The organism is Streptomyces sp. NPDC057543, from assembly GCF_042801895.1.
Classification (GTDB): Bacteria; Actinomycetota; Actinomycetes; order Streptomycetales; family Streptomycetaceae; genus Streptomyces.
Window position 1 is genome coordinate 26206 of sequence record NZ_JBHVFF010000036.1, and the last position, 15452, is coordinate 41657.

11 protein-coding genes and 1 tRNA gene are annotated in these 15452 nt (G+C 68.6%); 5 read left to right on the top strand and 7 right to left on the bottom strand.

From position 1 onward, the window contains the following. Positions 1 to 96: 96 nt before the first annotated feature. Both ACFU8Q_RS09315 and ACFU8Q_RS09320 read left to right on the top strand, forming a co-directional pair. Complete coding sequence (locus ACFU8Q_RS09315) at positions 97 to 1485, top strand: FAD-binding oxidoreductase (RefSeq protein WP_384450122.1); 1389 nt, start codon at positions 97 to 99, stop codon at positions 1483 to 1485. 337 nt (positions 1486 to 1822) lie between these two features. Continuing rightward, positions 1823 to 2701 (top strand): hypothetical protein, encoded by an 879-nt coding sequence (locus ACFU8Q_RS09320; RefSeq protein ID WP_384450124.1) that lies wholly within the window; start codon positions 1823 to 1825, stop codon positions 2699 to 2701. 233 nt (positions 2702 to 2934) lie between these two features. Here the strand turns inward: ACFU8Q_RS09320 and ACFU8Q_RS09325 are convergent, their stop codons facing one another. Both ACFU8Q_RS09325 and ACFU8Q_RS09330 read right to left on the bottom strand, forming a co-directional pair. Next, positions 2935 to 4194: an RNA polymerase sigma factor gene (locus ACFU8Q_RS09325; protein WP_384450127.1), complete on the bottom strand. Its 1260-nt coding sequence runs from the start codon at positions 4192 to 4194 to the stop codon at positions 2935 to 2937. Further along, positions 4191 to 4562, bottom strand: coding sequence for a YciI family protein (locus tag ACFU8Q_RS09330; protein WP_384450129.1), 372 nt, complete (start codon positions 4560 to 4562; stop codon positions 4191 to 4193). Before ACFU8Q_RS09330 ends, ACFU8Q_RS09325 begins: the two co-directional genes overlap by 4 nt. A gap of 266 nt (positions 4563 to 4828) precedes the next feature. Between ACFU8Q_RS09330 and ACFU8Q_RS09335 the strand changes: the two genes are divergently transcribed. Then, positions 4829 to 6322, top strand: coding sequence for an MFS transporter (locus ACFU8Q_RS09335; protein WP_384450132.1), 1494 nt, complete (start codon positions 4829 to 4831; stop codon positions 6320 to 6322). A 27-nt stretch (positions 6323 to 6349) separates the two neighbouring features. Here the strand turns inward: ACFU8Q_RS09335 and ACFU8Q_RS09340 are convergent, their stop codons facing one another. Beyond that, positions 6350 to 6796: a hypothetical protein gene (locus ACFU8Q_RS09340; RefSeq protein ID WP_384450135.1), complete on the bottom strand. Its 447-nt coding sequence runs from the start codon at positions 6794 to 6796 to the stop codon at positions 6350 to 6352. 1556 nt (positions 6797 to 8352) lie between these two features. Between ACFU8Q_RS09340 and ACFU8Q_RS09345 the strand changes: the two genes are divergently transcribed. Together ACFU8Q_RS09345 and ACFU8Q_RS09350 are read left to right on the top strand one after the other, a co-directional pair. Next, positions 8353 to 9015 carry a YeeE/YedE family protein gene (locus ACFU8Q_RS09345; protein WP_384450138.1) on the top strand — a complete coding sequence of 221 codons (663 nt, stop codon included), beginning with the start codon at positions 8353 to 8355 and terminating at the stop codon, positions 9013 to 9015. Beyond that, on the top strand, positions 9015 to 9431 hold the full coding sequence (locus tag ACFU8Q_RS09350; protein ID WP_384450141.1) for a YeeE/YedE thiosulfate transporter family protein: 417 nt from the start codon (positions 9015 to 9017) through the stop codon (positions 9429 to 9431). Before ACFU8Q_RS09345 ends, ACFU8Q_RS09350 begins: the two co-directional genes overlap by 1 nt. A 207-nt stretch (positions 9432 to 9638) precedes the next feature. On the opposite strand, the gene ACFU8Q_RS09355 is transcribed toward ACFU8Q_RS09350, so the two are convergent. From ACFU8Q_RS09355 to ACFU8Q_RS09370, 4 genes are all read right to left on the bottom strand, one after another. Next, a tRNA-Lys gene (locus ACFU8Q_RS09355) sits at positions 9639 to 9711 on the bottom strand. A gap of 92 nt (positions 9712 to 9803) precedes the next feature. Further along, positions 9804 to 11333, bottom strand: a complete 1530-nt coding sequence (locus ACFU8Q_RS09360; protein WP_384450143.1) for an amino acid permease — start codon at positions 11331 to 11333, stop codon at positions 9804 to 9806. 223 nt (positions 11334 to 11556) lie between these two features. Further along, positions 11557 to 13140 (bottom strand): FG-GAP-like repeat-containing protein, encoded by a 1584-nt coding sequence (locus tag ACFU8Q_RS09365; RefSeq protein ID WP_384450146.1) that lies wholly within the window; start codon positions 13138 to 13140, stop codon positions 11557 to 11559. After that, positions 13140 to 15275: an FG-GAP repeat domain-containing protein gene (locus ACFU8Q_RS09370; protein WP_384450149.1), complete on the bottom strand. Its 2136-nt coding sequence runs from the start codon at positions 15273 to 15275 to the stop codon at positions 13140 to 13142. Before ACFU8Q_RS09370 ends, ACFU8Q_RS09365 begins: the two co-directional genes overlap by 1 nt. Between the last annotated feature and the right edge of the window lie 177 nt (positions 15276 to 15452).

Genomic DNA, 15452 nt, shown 5'->3' on the forward strand with positions numbered 1-15452 from the left:
TCGGCATGCATCTGACATCTGCACACTCCGACGGCCCTACGGGAGAAGCCGGGCGGGGCGCGGTCCCCATCTCGGTGAGCGAGGAGATGGCAGACCATGAACGGCGCCACGCGCGAAACCCTGGACGCGATGCGGAGCGCGCTGCGCGGTCCCGTCATCGGCCCACAGGACCCGGAGTACCGAACCGCCCGCACGATCTACAACGCCATGATCGACAAACGTCCGGCGGCGGTGGTGCGGTGCAGCGACGCGGCGGACGTCATGGCCGCGGTCGCTTTCGTCCGGGACGAGGGGCTCGAGTGCGCGGTCCGCGGCGGCGGACACAGCGGCGCCGGCCTGTGTCTGGTGGACGACGGCGTCACCATCGACCTGTCGCCCATGCGCTGGGCGCACATCGACCCCGGCGCACGAACGGCCACGGTCGGCGGCGGCGCCACACTCGGCGACCTCGACCACGCGGCGCACGCCTTCCACCTGGCCACACCCGCCGGGATCCAGTCGACCACCGGCGTCGGCGGTCTCACCCTGGGCGGCGGACACGGCCATCTCACCCGCAGATACGGCCTGACGGCAGACAACCTGCTGGCCGCGGACGTGGTCCTGGCGGACGGCACCTGTGTGACGGCGAGCGGCACCACCCATCCCGATCTGTTCTGGGCGCTGCGCGGCGGGGGCGGGAATTTCGGCATCGTCACCTCCTTCACTTTCCGGATGCACCCGGTGGACACCGTGGGCGTCGCCATCACGCTCTGGCCGGTCGACCGGACGCCTGATCTGTTGCGCTGGTACCGCGGCTTCCTGCCCACGGCCCCCGAGGACCTGAACGGCTTCTTCGCGGCGCTCACCGTGCCGCCCGGTCCCCCATTCCCGGAGGAGATCCACAGCCAGAAGATGTGCGGTGTCGTGTGGTGCTGGACCGGCGACCCGGACCTCCTCGAAGTCGCCCTGAAACCCGTGGACGACGCGGGCCCGCCCGCCTTCCGCTTCACGACGCCGATGCCCTACCCCGCCCTGCAGTCCATGTTCGACGAGCTGCTCCCCACCGGCCTGCAGTGGTACTGGCGCGGCAATTTCTTCGACCGGATCACCGACGACGCCATCGCCATCCATGCCAAGTACGTCGAGAACCTCCCCACCGACCTGTCGACCACGCACCTGTACCCGATCGACGGCGCCGCCCACCGGCTGGGCCCCGACGACACCGCCTGGGCCTACCGGGAAGCGGTCTGGTCCGGCGTCATCGCGGGCATCGACCCGGACCCGGACAACGCCGAGAAGCTCAGGCAGTGGTGCGTCGACTACTGGGATGAACTCCACCCGCACTCCATGGGCGGTACGTACGTGAACTTCATCGGCGCGGGCGAAGCCCCGGACCGGATACGCGCCGCCTACCGCGACCACTACGACCGCCTCGCGGCCATCAAGCGCATCTACGACCCGCACAACTTCTTCCACGCCAACCAGAACATCGAACCGGCGCGCTGACGGAGTACCAGCCATCGGCACAGTGCGTGAACCCGGGACCGGCTGCGTACAACGCCGTGCCCGAGCCCTTCGTACGCCGTACCCATCGGCGACGACGGCCTCGGCCGAGTACCGATGTCCGGTTGAGTGTCGCCGCCCTGACGGGAGTGTCACAGCGTCTACATCCCTGTAGACGGTCTACGTTGCCTGGACGCAGGAGTGCGGCGAGAGGCCGGCACGCACGGGCACGTTCGGCGCACGAGCCGACCGCCTGATGCCATCCCACCGCCGTCACACCACAACGCGTCGCTCGCTGCCCGGCAGTGAAGCGCCGAACGGTCGAGAGCAGGGGTGCACCTTGGGACAGTCGGAATTCCTCACCGCGGTGGATCTGGCCAGTGAGCGCCGTTCCGTGATGAAGAAGCTACCCGAGGTCACTCTGGCCTTCTGGATCATGAAGATCGCCGCCACCACCCTCGGCGAGACGGCCGGAGACCTGTTCTCCCAGACGCTGCGACTGGGCTACTTCCTCACCACGATCGCGCTGTTCCTGGTGTTCGTGGTGACGCTGGTGGTGCAACTGCGGTCCCGGCGCTACAACCCGTTCTTCTACTGGACGGTCATCCTGTCCACGAGCATGGCCGGCACGACCATGTCGGACTTCATGAACCGGGACGCCAGTGCCGAGTACCTCACGGCGGGCACGTCCTCGCTGGGCCGGGGCCCGCAGGGGCTGGGTCTGGGATACCCCGCGGGCGCCGCGATCCTGATCTCCCTGCTGATCGCCATCTTCATCGTCTGGAGGCTCACCGGACAGACCTTCGCCATCCGAGACATCGTCACCTTCCGCGGTGAGGCCCTCTTCTGGTCCGCGATCCTGGTGTCGAACACCCTGGGCACATCCATGGGCGATTTCCTCTCCGACAGCTCCGGCCTCGGCTACGCCGGCGGCGCCCTCCTCGTCACGGCGCTGCTGGCCGTACTGGCCGCTCTGATGCGGGTGCCGGCCGTCCCGAACGTCGCACTGTTCTGGATCGCCTTCGTCCTCACCCGACCCCTGGGCGCCACCGCCGGCGACTTCCTCACGAAGCCTGCCGCCAAGGGCGGCCTCGATCTCGGCACACCGGGCTCTTCGGCCGTACTCCTGATCGTCCTTCTCGGCCTCATGGCCTACGCCAACGTGCAGGAGCACAGGAACACCGCCCACCGGGACGAGCGCGACGCCCAGCCGTCGTAACCGCATCGCGCCTCGCCCGCGTCCTCGTACGGGATCGCGAACAGCTCGCACCCGTGGTGATGAACCCGGCCGCGAACGCGAGCCGGTCGCCGACGCCGCGGCCGAGCAACACCTCATTGCGCCGAACCACTCGCGAACCGAAGCCAGTTGGCTGAAGCGATCGGTCGCACACGATGGCATCACTCGACATACGCACAGAGACACCATGCGCAACGTCTGTATGTCGCGCCGGCTCAGTGGCCGTGACTCAGCACGGTATTGACCGCAACTCCTGTGGTGCAGGGGCGTGTCACCCGGCCGGCCCGGGACTCCAGGTACCGTTGCTCGGCGATGCTGGCGGTTGACTTCGCGGCGCGCCGGTAGTGCTCGTACGCCCCGGCCAGGTCGCCCATCTTCTCCAGCAGATGCGCCCGTACGGACAGCAGCCGGTGATGCCCGGCCATCCGCTCGTCACCGTCCAATGTGGACAACAGGGCCAGCCCGGCCGCCGGGCCCTCGGTCTCGGCGAGCGCGATCGCCCGGTTGAGGGTGACCATCGGGTTGGGCGCGATCCGTTCCAGGATCAGGTAAAGAGCGTGCACCTGCGGCCAGTTGGTCTCCTCGGTCGTGGCCGCGTCGGCATGCGTGGCGGCGATGGCGGCCTGCAGCTGGTAAGGCCCCAGCGTCGAGCCGGCCAGCGACGCCTTGACCAGCTCCAGCCCTTCGTCAATCAGCCCGCGGTCCCACTTCGTACGGTCCTGCTCGTCCAGCGGCACCAGGTCGCCGGCCGCCGTCGTACGTACCTCCCGGCGGGCATGGGTCAGCAGCATCAGCGCGAGCAGCCCGGTCACCTCGCCGTCCTCGGGCAACTGCGCGTGCACCATCCTGGCCAGCCGGATCGCCTCGTGCGCGAGGTCTGCGCGGTGCAGCTCGCTGCCCGAGGAGGCGGTGTAGCCCTCGCTGAAGATCAGGTAGAGCACGTGCAGGACGACCCGCAGCCGCTCCTCGCGCTCCGCGCCCTGCGGCAGGGTGAACGAGCTTCCGGCGGCCTTGATGCGCTGCTTGGCCCGGCTGATCCTGGCCGCCATCGTGGCCTCCGGCACCAGGAACGCGCGGGCGATCTCGGCAGTCGTCAGGCCGCCGACCGCCCGCAGCGTCAGGGCGGTCTGGGAGGCCGCGGTGAGCGTCGGATGGCAGCACAGGAACAGCAGGACGAGCGTGTCGTCGGTGTCCGGTACGTCCTCGGGCACCACCTCGGTGGCCGTCGCCGACTCCCGCTCGCGGCGCGCGTGGTCGCTGCGCATCTGGTCGATGAGCCGCCGGGACGCGACAGTCATCAGCCAGCCGCGCGGGTTGTTCGGCACTCCCTCGGCCGGCCACTGCACGGTGGCGGCGAGGACGGCCTCCTGTACGGCGTCCTCACACCCTTCGAACCCGCCGTGCCGGCGTACCAACGCGCCGAGGACCTGCGGCGTGAGCTCACGCAGCAGGTCCTCGACGGGTGGTGCGGTCATGCCTCCAATTGTCCGTCAGCGAACATCACCTGCCGCACCTCGACACCCAGGCCCTCGATCGCGGTGTCCGGGATCTGCGCGGCCAGCTCGATCGCCCGCTCCTTGTTCTCGCAGTCGATCAGGTAGAAGCCGCCCAGGTACTCCTTGGCCTCCAGGAAGGGTCCGTCGGTCACCACCGGCTGGCCGTTGCGTACGGACACCACAGCGGCCTGCGACGGGTCGACCAGCGCCTGCGTGGTGATCAGTTCGCCGGACGTCTTCAGCGCCTCGATGAACTTGCCGTGGCCGTCACCGATCGCCGCCTTCTCCTTGTCGGTCAGCGCGTCCAGCACGGCCGGGTTGATATGCATGCTGATCAGGAACTGCATCGCGTGCTCCTCGTGGTTCGCGAGCCCCGGTCGGGCCCGTCGACCAGTTGGTCGGAGCCGCCGCCGTCGTCTTGACATCCCCCGCCAGAACTTTCGCATGAGTTTTTCGCCGCCGCGTCGCCCGGACCGCGAGGTCGTCATTTCTGGTGACGCCCCGCCGTGGCAGCCGCGAGAGATGTCCGTCCGTACCGATGTCAAGAATCTCTCGACCGCTCCGACCAACCGGCGAAACGTCGAGAGAGTCGAGAGAACAGGGAGTTTCGGATATGCGAGTCAACCGGGCGTGGCTGGGACTGGTCGTCCTCATGCTGCCGACTTTGCTCGTCGCGATGGACACGACGGCGTTGCTCCTCGCGCTCCCCCAGCTGAGCGCCGACCTGGGTGCCACCAACGTCGAACAGCTGTGGATCAGTGACAGCTACGGATTCATGGTGGCCGGCCTGGTCATCACGATGGGTACGCTCGGCGACCGGATCGGCCGCCGACGACTTCTGATGATCGGCGGGGCGGCGTTCGCGGTCCTGTCGGTCGTGGCCGCCTTCGCGGTCAACCCGCTGATGCTGATCGTCGCGCGTGCGCTGCTGGGCGTCGCCGGCGCGACCTTGGCGCCGTCCACACTCGCCTTGATCACCAACATGTTCCGCGAAGGGCGACAGCGCGGGAAGGCCATCGCGATCTGGGCGACCTGCCAGTTCACCGGCGGCGCGCTCGGACCCGTACTCGCCGGATTCCTGCTCCAGCACTTCTGGTGGGGATCGGTGTTCCTGGTCGCCGTGCCGGCGATGGCGTTGCTGCTGCTGGCCGGGCCGGTCCTGCTGCCGGAGTTCCGCAGCGACCAGGCCGGCCGGCTGGACCCGGCCGGCGTCGGGCTGTCGCTCGTGGCGGTGCTTCTGATGGTCTACGGCATCAAGCAGCTGACCGTCGAGAGCATGCCGATCGTGCCGGCGGTGGCCCTCGTCGTCGGCGCAGCCATCGGTTTTCTGTTCGTACGCCGGCAACTGCGGCTGGAGACGCCGCTGCTGGACCTGCGGCTGTTCCGCAACCGCCCGTTCACAGCCGTACTCGTCGCGCTGGCCTTCGCCGGCGTCGCCATGGCTGGTACGGGCCTGCTGGTGACCCAGTACCTGCAGAGCGTGCTGGGCTTCTCGCCGGTCGCGTCGGCGGTGCTGTTCGCACCCATGGGCCTGGGCGTGGCGGTCGGCACCATGACCGCGCCGGCGCTGGCCCGGCGGGTGAAGCAGACGACCGCGATCGCCGGCGGGCTGGTGGGGTCGGCACTGGGCAGCCTGCTGCTGGTCGGCGTCGACGGTGCGAGCGCCCTGCCGCTGGTGATGACCGGCATCGCCGTACTGGCGCTGGGCACGGGCCCGCTGTTCGCGCTGGGCACCGGGCTGGTCGTCGGGTCCGTACCGCCGGAGCGCGCCGGCTCGGCGGCGTCGATGTCGGAGACCGGCAACTACTTCGGCGGTTCGCTCGGCTTCGCACTGCTCGGCGTGGTGGCCGCGGTGGTCTACCGCAGCCGGATGGACGGCACGTCCGACTCGCTGGCCGACGCGGTCGCCGCCGGCCGGCACCTTCCCGCCGGCCAGGGCGCGGAACTGCTGCACACCGCGCGGGAGGCGTTCACCGTCGGCCTGCACGTCACCGGTGTCGTCGCCGCGGTCGTCTTCGCCGGGCTGGCCGTACTGATCCTGACCATGCGCCCGGCAACCCGGACCACCCCGGCCGCACTCCCCGACTACGAGGCGACTCGCTCATAGAACCCTTCCGAGCCAACGCCGTGGTTGTCACCGGCCGCCGCTGACGGACCGTCCGCAGCGGGCCGGGCCCGTCCTCTTGGCCTGCGCCTCCTCGTCGTCGCCGTCGCCGGCCAGGTGGTCCTTCCACGCCTGCCATGCGACCTTGAGACCGAGCGCGAGGGGCAGCAGGCCCAGGTAGGGGATGGCCGGCTCAGGCAAGAAGGTCGCGCCGAATGGGGCGGCCACCGCCACAGCGAGGATCGCGGCGAAGCCCAGGTACTTGCCCAGCACGATGCGCCGGGTGGAGCCGTGGGTACGAAGCGGGGCGACGGCGTCGGGCTGAGCCCTCGACGGCGTGGTGTGGAGCGGAGCGGAGGCGGCGTACTGCCGCCGCGTGAGGTCAGGCGCGGGCGGCGTGGGTGAAGAACGCTGCGTGTCGGGCAGGCAGTGCCGATGTCGGACGGGTGTCCTGCGCCACCAGTTCCTGGAGGGCACCGGAGCCCGGCCCCTTCGGCCCTGTGGCCGCCTGTGCCTGGTCGCCGGACGTCCGGTCCGTCGAGGCCAGGGTCAGGCCGCCGGTTCCACTCAGGACGAATTCGCGCTGCCGTGCACGTGCCGTGCAGTCTGGCAACCAGCGCCGATGACGTTCGTCGCAGGACACGGTGTCGCTGCAGGCTTCGGGCCCGGCGTCGCTTGCCACCCTGGAGTTCGAAATCCGGGTTTTCATGGTGCAATGACCAACATCTTCGGCCCAAAGATTCCGAAGCGCGCATAGTCTACCGATTGCCTTATGCCGGGCTTTTCGCCCAATTGATGAGCCGGGCCCACCAGCCACCCTCCGATCGGCTTGGTGAACTCTCCGGGCGCCGAGGGACCTGTGCGTGTCGCGGCGACTCGCCCTGTCGGGCCGGCACCGATTCCGATCGAGTCGTCGCCTCCACTGCGCGCACCCCCCTGCGCTCCGCAGACTCACACATGCACCGCTGAGCCGTCGGCACGCCCATGAGCACTTGGCCCACATGTCTCCCGCAGCCCTCATAGGTCATCTTCCGGCACGACCGACAGACAGCACGCTGGCACATAATTCTTCTCCATCAGCTCTTCATTTGAGATCCACGATATTCACGCAACTGTCACAAGGGGCTCCAGCATTTTCACCCTCTCCGCAAACAGCTGACTTTCATCGGCACGGGCCGCGGCCATGGGGTCGAATAGTGATCCAAGTGACCTCATTGCCGGTCGCAAATATCCGGACATGAGGGGTAGACGCCACATATCCGTCGCGCGGAATATCTCACCAAGTAGCGTCAGTGGTCCGATTGAAAAATACCCTGAATTTGCTCGGGACATCGAAACAGTGATTGCATCACGCCCGGTCGGCGGAATGGAGGCGCAGAGCCTTACTGTCACTGCCCGTCACCGTGTTGCTTTGCAGATCGTCGACCGAGCGCGGCGAGGGCAAGAATCGAGAACGGCAACCGCCCTCCCCGAACGGGTGGTGTGCGCCGATCAGGAGGGAGCAACGTGAGTTGCTCACACGCCGCAGGATGCCCCCTTTTCCCTCTACTCAGGGCAAGCTTGCAAGGTTGGCGCGAACACTACTGCGACAGCGACGACCGGTGGCTCGACTGTGCGCGCTACCAGGTGTCACTCACCGGCGAGCGCGTGCCGATCGGCTTGCTGCCCAACGGAGCCCGCGCGCGACACCTCGAAGACGTCGCCGAGGCGGGGCGGTCCGGTGCCGCCAACCCGGGGAAGGTACCCCGGCAGGCCCCGCCACCACGGCCCGATCCGTGGTCACCGGAGGCCGCGCCCTGGTCCCAGCCGGCGCCGGCCCGCCCCTATGAGCAGTCACAACCTGGAACCGTGACACCGGGGGCCACCGCCCACTTCGGGGCGACATCTCCGCCAGCACCTGTCTGGCATCACCAACCGACACCGCCCCCACAGATTCCCCAGCCTTCAAACAGCCTCGCTCGACGAGCGCGGCAAGCTCCCCGCTCGAAGCGCGGCTGGTTGGCTCGAATCGCCGATTGGATGAGAGGACCCGCATGAGTACCTACTGGCCCTGGTGGGCGGGCGCTATCGGGCTCGCTCTGGTCACCATCAACTACACCCTCATCACCGATCGGTCTTTCGGGGTGTCGTCCGCGTGGGATCGCGTGTTGCACTGGCGCCGCGAACGCCATCTCGAGGAGATGGACGAGGAGTTCGCCGACGATCACGCTCTCACTGAGGCGCTCGCCGCAGCTACGGCGGAGCATTTCGGCACCGGCACCGGCACCGGCGCGTCACCCCTGCCACAGGTTCCGTACGGGAATTCACAGCCACTCGAAGTGGATACCGAACCAGCGGCGAGCGAGAGCCCCGCGGCCACGAGCCTGCGCCCCGCCCCGCTGGTCACCCAGGCTGCCCTGCTGATATCGATCTTCCTCGGCGGATTGATCGCCGCGGTCACCTCCGGGCGGTTCCACCTCCGCTACGACATGGGCCCGGGTTTTCGGAGCCTGGTCACCGCCAATCCGACCACCATGATCGCCCTGCTGTTCGTGGGAGGCGTGCTGGTCGGCTTCGGCACTCGGCTGGCCGGTGGGTGCAGCTCCGGCCACGGACTCAACGGCTGCGGCCGTCTACGCCCGGTCAGCATCGTCGCGACCGCCGTGTTCTTCGGCACCGCCATCGTGGTGTCGTTCCTCCTGTGGAAGGTGATCTGATGCGTACCCGGGGCGCGATTCTGCTGGCCAACGTCATCACCGGACTGGCCCTCGGATATACCGTCACCAACATCGGCTTCGGCGACTACGCCGAGCTGAACCGCATGTTCACCTTCCAGGACCTGCGCATGCTCCTCGCCTTCGCCGGCGCCGTGGTGATCATCGTGTGCGCATTCGCTCTGCTGCGGGTCCGCCGTACCCCAGGGCGCATCCACCGGGGCGTGATCCCCGGTGCGGTGTTGTTCGGTACGGGCTGGGCGATCTCAGGTGGGTGCCCTGCAATCCCGATCATCCAGGTCGCCAGCGGATACCTGCCTGCCCTGGTCACCATCGTCGGCGTCGTCGTCGGTATCCGGCTGTGCCGCTGGGCCAACGCCCGATACTTCCACCTCGACCGCGGCTCCTGCGGGCTGTAACCAAGGACGCCCACCGACACGAGCCGTGGAGGCACCCTGCCCGTGGTTGTCCGGGTGCGAAGTCTCCGCGCCCGGACAACAACGGTTGCCCTGCTCGCTCGCGATCGTTCGCACTCCGGTGGAGCATCGGTGGAGCAACTGCCCGAAATGAACTCGAACAAGGAACGGCCCCAGGTCAGAAACCCTCTCTGACCTGGGGCTGAGCAGTAGGCCGTGTGGGACTCGAACCCACAACCAACGGATTAAAAGTCCGCTGCTCTGCCAATTGAGCTAACGGCCCCCGGCGAATCACCCCTGAGCATAGCCCGCCGGGGCCCGGCCGCCGATCGGGTATCGGTTACCGGGCCCTGTCACGGTGGAATCTGCGAGGGATCAAGGGGTACGGGCGGGGACCTCAGGGGCGGTTGTGCGTTTGTGATCCGGAGTGAGGAACCAGTGCCGGGCCGACGCCAGCCACCACGCCGTCGCGAAGCCGAGCACCACCAGGACCGCGATGGGCGCGTAGTTGAACGTCTCCCAGGTGACCGGCGAGACCTGCGGAAGCATGAAGAGCACCGTGATGATCACGACCCAGGTCACCGCGATGATGCCGATCGGGCGGGACCAGCGGCCCAGGTGCCAGGGGCCCGGGGTGAAGTCGTCGCCCCGGAGCAGGCGGAGCAGGGTGGGGATGACGTAGGCGATGTACAGGCCGATCACCGCGATCGAGGTCACCGCCGCGTAGGCCGTGACGTTGATCAGGTACGGGAGGCCCAGGGCCAGCGCGCCGATCGCGGCGAGCCAGACCGCGGCGACGGGGGTGCGGGTGCGCGGGCTGACCGTGTGCCAGACGTGGGACCAGGGCAGGGCCCCGTCGCGGGAGAAGGCGTAGATCATGCGGCTGTTGGCGGTGACGGATGCCATGCCGCAGAAGAGCTGGGCGCCGATCACGACCAGCAGCAGGAGCTTGCCGGTGGTGGCGCCGAGGGCGTCCAGGAGGATCTGGGCGGGCGGAGCGTCAGTCGGGGAGTTCAACGCACCGTCGTACGACTGGATGGCGAACGTGAAGCCGAGGAGCAGGACGAAGCCGGCGATCCAGGAGGTCCAGATGGACCGGACGATGCCGCGCGGGCCCGCCGTGGCCGCGTCGTGGGTCTCCTCCGTCATATGGGCGGAGGCGTCGTAGCCGGTGAAGGTGTACTGCGCCATCAGCAGACCGATCATCACGACGTAGAAGCCGCTGCCCCAGCCGGTGTTGTTCACGAACTCGGTGAAGACGAACGACGCCGACTGGTGCGAGTCCGGCACGAAGGTCAGGGCGCCGACGATGACGGCGACGCCGATCACGTGCCACCACACGCTCACGCTGTTCAGGATCGCGACGATGCGGACGCCGAAGGTGTTGAGCAGGCCGTGCAGCAGCAGGATCGCGGCGAAGAGCAGGATCGTACGGGTGGGGGTGACCTCGAAGTCGAACTGGAGGTTCAGGTACGCGCCGAGGAACGACGCCGCCCCGAAGTCGATCCCGGCCGTGACGGCGACCTGGCCGAGAACGTTGAACCAGCCCGTGAACCAGGCCCAGGCCGCCGCCGAGCGCGGCGGAGCCAGCCGGTGGGCCCAGAAGTAGAGGCCGGCGGAGGTCGGGTACGCCGAACAGATCTCGGCCATCGCCAAGCCGACGAACAGCGTCATCAGGCCGACGCCGACCCAGCCCCACGTGATGACGGCGGGGCCGCCGGTGTTCATGCCGAAGAGGTAGAGCGTGAGGCAGCCGGAGAGCACCGAGATGATCGTGAACGAGACGGCGTAGTTGGAGAACGCCGACATGCGCCGGGCCAGCGTCTGCGTGTACCCGAGCTGCGCGAGACGCTCCTCGTCGGAGACGCCCGTGGGCGGCCTGTCCTCGCCGGTGTCTGTTGTCATGCCCCCAGCGATGCCCCCGCTGCGGAGAACACATGCGGTCGCCGTGGTCACGACTGGGAAAACACCACCGGCAGACATGCCCCGCGACGGACCTCACGGCAACAGGAAGGGCGCGACCCGCAGGCCACGCCCTTCCTGAGCTCCCACCACCTTCTTCTTCGGCTCTCGCCGGATCGGCTGATCCGTGCGTCCCGCGCCTCAGCCGATCCGTGCGTCCTGCGCCTCAGCTGATCCGCGTGTACTTCTTCCAGCGCGTGTCGGCCAGCTTCTTCGGCGCCGAGAAGCCCCCCGTGTGGTTCGCGTTGTAGAGGTACACCGCGCCCGCGGGCGTCCGCGCGAGGATGTCCTGACGCCCGTTGTGGTCCATGTCGCCGCTGCCGACGATCGCGTTGTACTTGCCCCAGCCCGATCCGATCTTCGTACGTGGGGAGAAGCCGCCCTTGCCGTTGCCGCGGTAGAGCCAGAGCACCCCGGCGCCGTCCCGCGTCACGATGTCCGGGCGGCCGTCGCCCGACAGGTCCCCGCGTCCCGCGATGGCGGTGTAGCTCTTCCAGGTGGTGACCTTCGTACGGCCGGCCAGGGAGCCGTCGCTCCTGCCGCGGTGGAGCCAGACCACACCCGAGGTGTCACGGGCGAGGATGTCGGGCAGGCCGTCGCCGCTGAGGTCGCGGGCAGCGACGATCTTGTTGTACTTGGACCAGCCGGTGCCCAGTTTCACCTTCGGGGCGTCGCCGACCTCGCCGTACGCGAGCGGGTTGGGAATGCGGTAGAGCGTGCCGCCCGGCGTACGGGCGAGCAGGTCGCCCTTGCCGTCGCCGCCCAGATCGCCCAGTTGCGTCAGGAAGTCGAAATCGTCGTCCCAGTCGAGCATCGAGCCCATTCTGTCGACGTAACAACCGTCCAGCTTGCCCTGCTGGTTCGTGGTGCAGAGGTCGATGAGGTCGCTGGGTTCCCGCGCCAGGACCGAGCCGCTGATCCGTTCGTCGAGGTCGACGTCACGGGCCCAGTCGGTGATCGTGGACCGGTAGGAGGAGATCCGGGTGTAGAGACGTACCCCGCCCGCGACACAGCCGGTGGCCCTGGTGGCCGATATGGCGATGAGCTTGCCACCGCCGACGAGCGCTCCGCCCGCGTCGCCGAAGCACTGGTCCTCGTCCGCGACGGGGGGAGCGCCGGGCGCCGGTACGGTGCAGAGCGTGCCGCCCGGCAGCGTGCGGCCGAGCAAGGTGGCACAGGTCGCGGCCGACTTGAGCACGACCTGCTCGGTGTGACGGACCCGCGGGGCGTCGTCCAGGTCCAGGCCGGACCACGAGTAGAACGTCGCCTTGGCGCCCGTGGCGTACAACGCCGTGTCGCTCGGCGAGGCCATCACCGGCTTGCCGTACGAGGCCGGCGTCGCCCGGATCGCCACCGAGACCGCGCCCCGCCGCGTGGCGGCGTCGTACGTCGGATGGCTCCGGTAGCGCGGATCGCCGCTGCCGCCCCAGAGCTGACCGCTCTTCAGGTTGTATTCCCACTCCATGTCCGTATTGCTACGGCCGGTGAAGCAGTCGGGCGTGGCCAGAGCCCGGGTCCTGGACAGAGTGATGCCCGTGCAGGCCCGGTGGGAGCCGTCCGCGTCGTCGGCGTAGTAGAGCGGGATGAGCCACGACGGGACCGCCGTGGCCGCCCGGGCCTGCGGTGCGGAGCCCAGCAGGCCGGCCAGCACGGCGCCGGCCGCCGCCACGGTGGTGAGTGCCCGGCCCACCGCAGGGCCCGTCCGGAGCCGCGGAGCCGCCCGGAACGCCGTGAGAAGTCTGTTTCCCATCAGAAAATCCCCTTGTAGCCCTGCCACCCGGAGGCGATCTTCGTACGCGAGCCGAACGACCCCTTTCCGTTGCCATTGTTGCGGTAGAGATTGCCGGAGCTGTCCCGCTCGACGAGGTCGGCCTTCCCGTCACCGGTGATGTCTCCCACCCCGACAATCGTGTTGTACGAGGCGCCCCACGCGGAGAAGACCTTCACCCGTTCCTTCAGCTTCCCGGTGGCGGTGCCGTCGTAGCGGTAGAGCGTGCCGTCCTTGTGACGGGCCAGCACATCGCCGTACCCGTCGCCGTTGAGGTCTCCGGCGCCCACGATCTTCGTGTAGGCGGTCCAGGCCGAACGGATCTTCACGCCGGCCTTCAGCTTGCCGTGGCCGTCGTTGGCGAAGAGGTAGATGTCGCCGGTCGACGCCTTGCGCGCGAGCAGATCGGTGCGTCCGTCACCGGTCAGATCGCCGGGCGCGGTCAGGACGTTGTACGCGTTCCAGCCCGTGCCCAGCGAGGTGTGGCTGCTGTTCGGCGTGTACGGGGCGCCGCACTTTCCGGCGTACCGGCGCAGCTCCCCGTTCGGCATCCGTACGAGCATCTCGGCGCACCGGTCGCTGCCCATGTCCCCGAACGGGACGGCCACCGTGCCCTTGGGCCAGCCGGAGCCGGAGCGCTTCCAGTCGAACTTGCCCTTGCCTTCGGTGTAGTGGAGGGTCAGGGCGCCGGCGGAGTTGAGTGTGACCAGCTCGCCGAAGTCGTAGCCGCCCTGGTCGTGATGGCCCTGGACACCGCCGGAGACCGAGATCTTCCCGCTCGTGGTGTACGTGCCGCCGCCCTTGGCGGCCCTGGCGGTCAGCGTCCAGGTGTGGACCCCGTTGGTCGGGTAGCCGCCCTTGTCCGTCCGGCCGTCCCAGTTGACCCCGACCTCGGCACCGGGACCGCCGGAGAGGGTACGGATCGCCCGCCCGCGGATGTCCTTGACCACGAAGGTCCAGGTCGCGGGCGCGTTGAGCTGCCAGGTGCTCTCCCAGTTCTGGCCGCCGCCGCTGTTCTTGAGATCGATGTACCCGGCGTTGAGATCCGACTCGATCTTCGCGAGCGGCTGCGCGGGCACCCCGCTCTCCACGATCCGGATCGACTTGTCCGGGCCGACATACGCGATGTCGCCGCCGAATTTGTCCACGGCCCAGGTCAGCCGGCGCTGGTCGGCGGTGCCGCCCGCGGGCAGGTCCGCGATCTCCCGGGGCGGTGCGGCCTTCCCGGTGTGGAAGTCGGTGAGCAGCAGTTTCCCGGCGGTCCGGTCGTGCCGGACGAGATAGCCGTCGCCGACGAGCGCGGGGCCGGACGGCACGGTGACGCTCTTCTTCGCCGTACGGTCGTACACCCCGGCGGCACCGCTCGGGCCGCAGTTCCAGTAGATCCAGCGGCTGACGGTCTGGAGTTCCTTGATCACGCACGGGGCGCCGGTGGCGACGGTCTGGACGACCTTCTTCTGTTCGAGGTCGATCGCGGTGACGGCTCCGGTGGTGGAACTCGCCGTCCACAGCCCCGATCCCCATACCGAGGCGGCGGTGATGGACCGGGTCATCCGCACATCCGACCTGCGGACCCCGACGTCGTCGATGTACTGCTTGCCGGTCGATGCCGCGTTGTAGACGAAGTAGCGTCCGGTCGCGTCCACGAACTGACCACCGGTCACAGCGGGTTCGTCGGAGCTGTGGTAGCTGTTCCCCGTCAGCCAGATCTGGGCGGTTTCCCGGCCGTTGTCGACGAAGAAGCGGCCCATATGGCCGTTGCCGGTGGCACGCAGGAGTACGCAGGAACCTGCGTCGCACGGCACACGCTTCGCATGCGCACCGGTGGCGAAGGTGTCCACGTATCCCATCGAGGTGGGAGCGCCCACCGTCGCCCCGCCCGGGGAGACCTGACGGGCGAACGCGAACTGCGGGCCGCTCGGGGCGACTTCCACCGTGTTCAGCACTCCACCGGCGAAGTCGATGCCCCAGACACCGTTCGTCGCGATGGGTGCCGGCGCATCCGCGGCGACGGCGCTCGGCATCGTGCCGAGACCGGCCGCGACCACGATGAGCGCGGCCAGTACTGCGCGACGGCGCCCGACGGAACGGCTGCGTGAAGAAACAAGGTGAGCCAAAAGGGTCAGTCCTCCCCGAAATGCCCGAACGGCATGAAGGGCACAGGTGATCAACGGCAGCCTGCCGCAAGGGAATCGCGCAAAGCCCCCGGCCGCACCCTGTGCAAGTCGCCGGATGCTAGCAGCCGTTACTCATGTGAGAGAAGTGAAAAGAAAAGCGGGCCCGCTCGTAAAGAG

What these genes read in the sequence shown, in the direction of transcription:
- ACFU8Q_RS09350 (WP_384450141.1), top strand. Translation starts at nt 9,015, where the DNA reads ATGCGTACCCGGGGCGCGATTCTGCTGGCCAACGTCATCACCGGACTG.
- ACFU8Q_RS09325 (WP_384450127.1), bottom strand. Translation starts at nt 4,194, where the DNA reads ATGACCGCACCACCCGTCGAGGACCTGCTGCGTGAGCTCACGCCGCAG.
- ACFU8Q_RS09360 (WP_384450143.1), bottom strand. Translation starts at nt 11,333, where the DNA reads ATGACAACAGACACCGGCGAGGACAGGCCGCCCACGGGCGTCTCCGAC.
- ACFU8Q_RS09365 (WP_384450146.1), bottom strand. Translation starts at nt 13,140, where the DNA reads ATGGGAAACAGACTTCTCACGGCGTTCCGGGCGGCTCCGCGGCTCCGG.
- ACFU8Q_RS09315 (WP_384450122.1), top strand. Translation starts at nt 97, where the DNA reads ATGAACGGCGCCACGCGCGAAACCCTGGACGCGATGCGGAGCGCGCTG.
- ACFU8Q_RS09330 (WP_384450129.1), bottom strand. Translation starts at nt 4,562, where the DNA reads ATGCAGTTCCTGATCAGCATGCATATCAACCCGGCCGTGCTGGACGCG.
- ACFU8Q_RS09345 (WP_384450138.1), top strand. Translation starts at nt 8,353, where the DNA reads ATGAGTACCTACTGGCCCTGGTGGGCGGGCGCTATCGGGCTCGCTCTG.
- ACFU8Q_RS09335 (WP_384450132.1), top strand. Translation starts at nt 4,829, where the DNA reads ATGCGAGTCAACCGGGCGTGGCTGGGACTGGTCGTCCTCATGCTGCCG.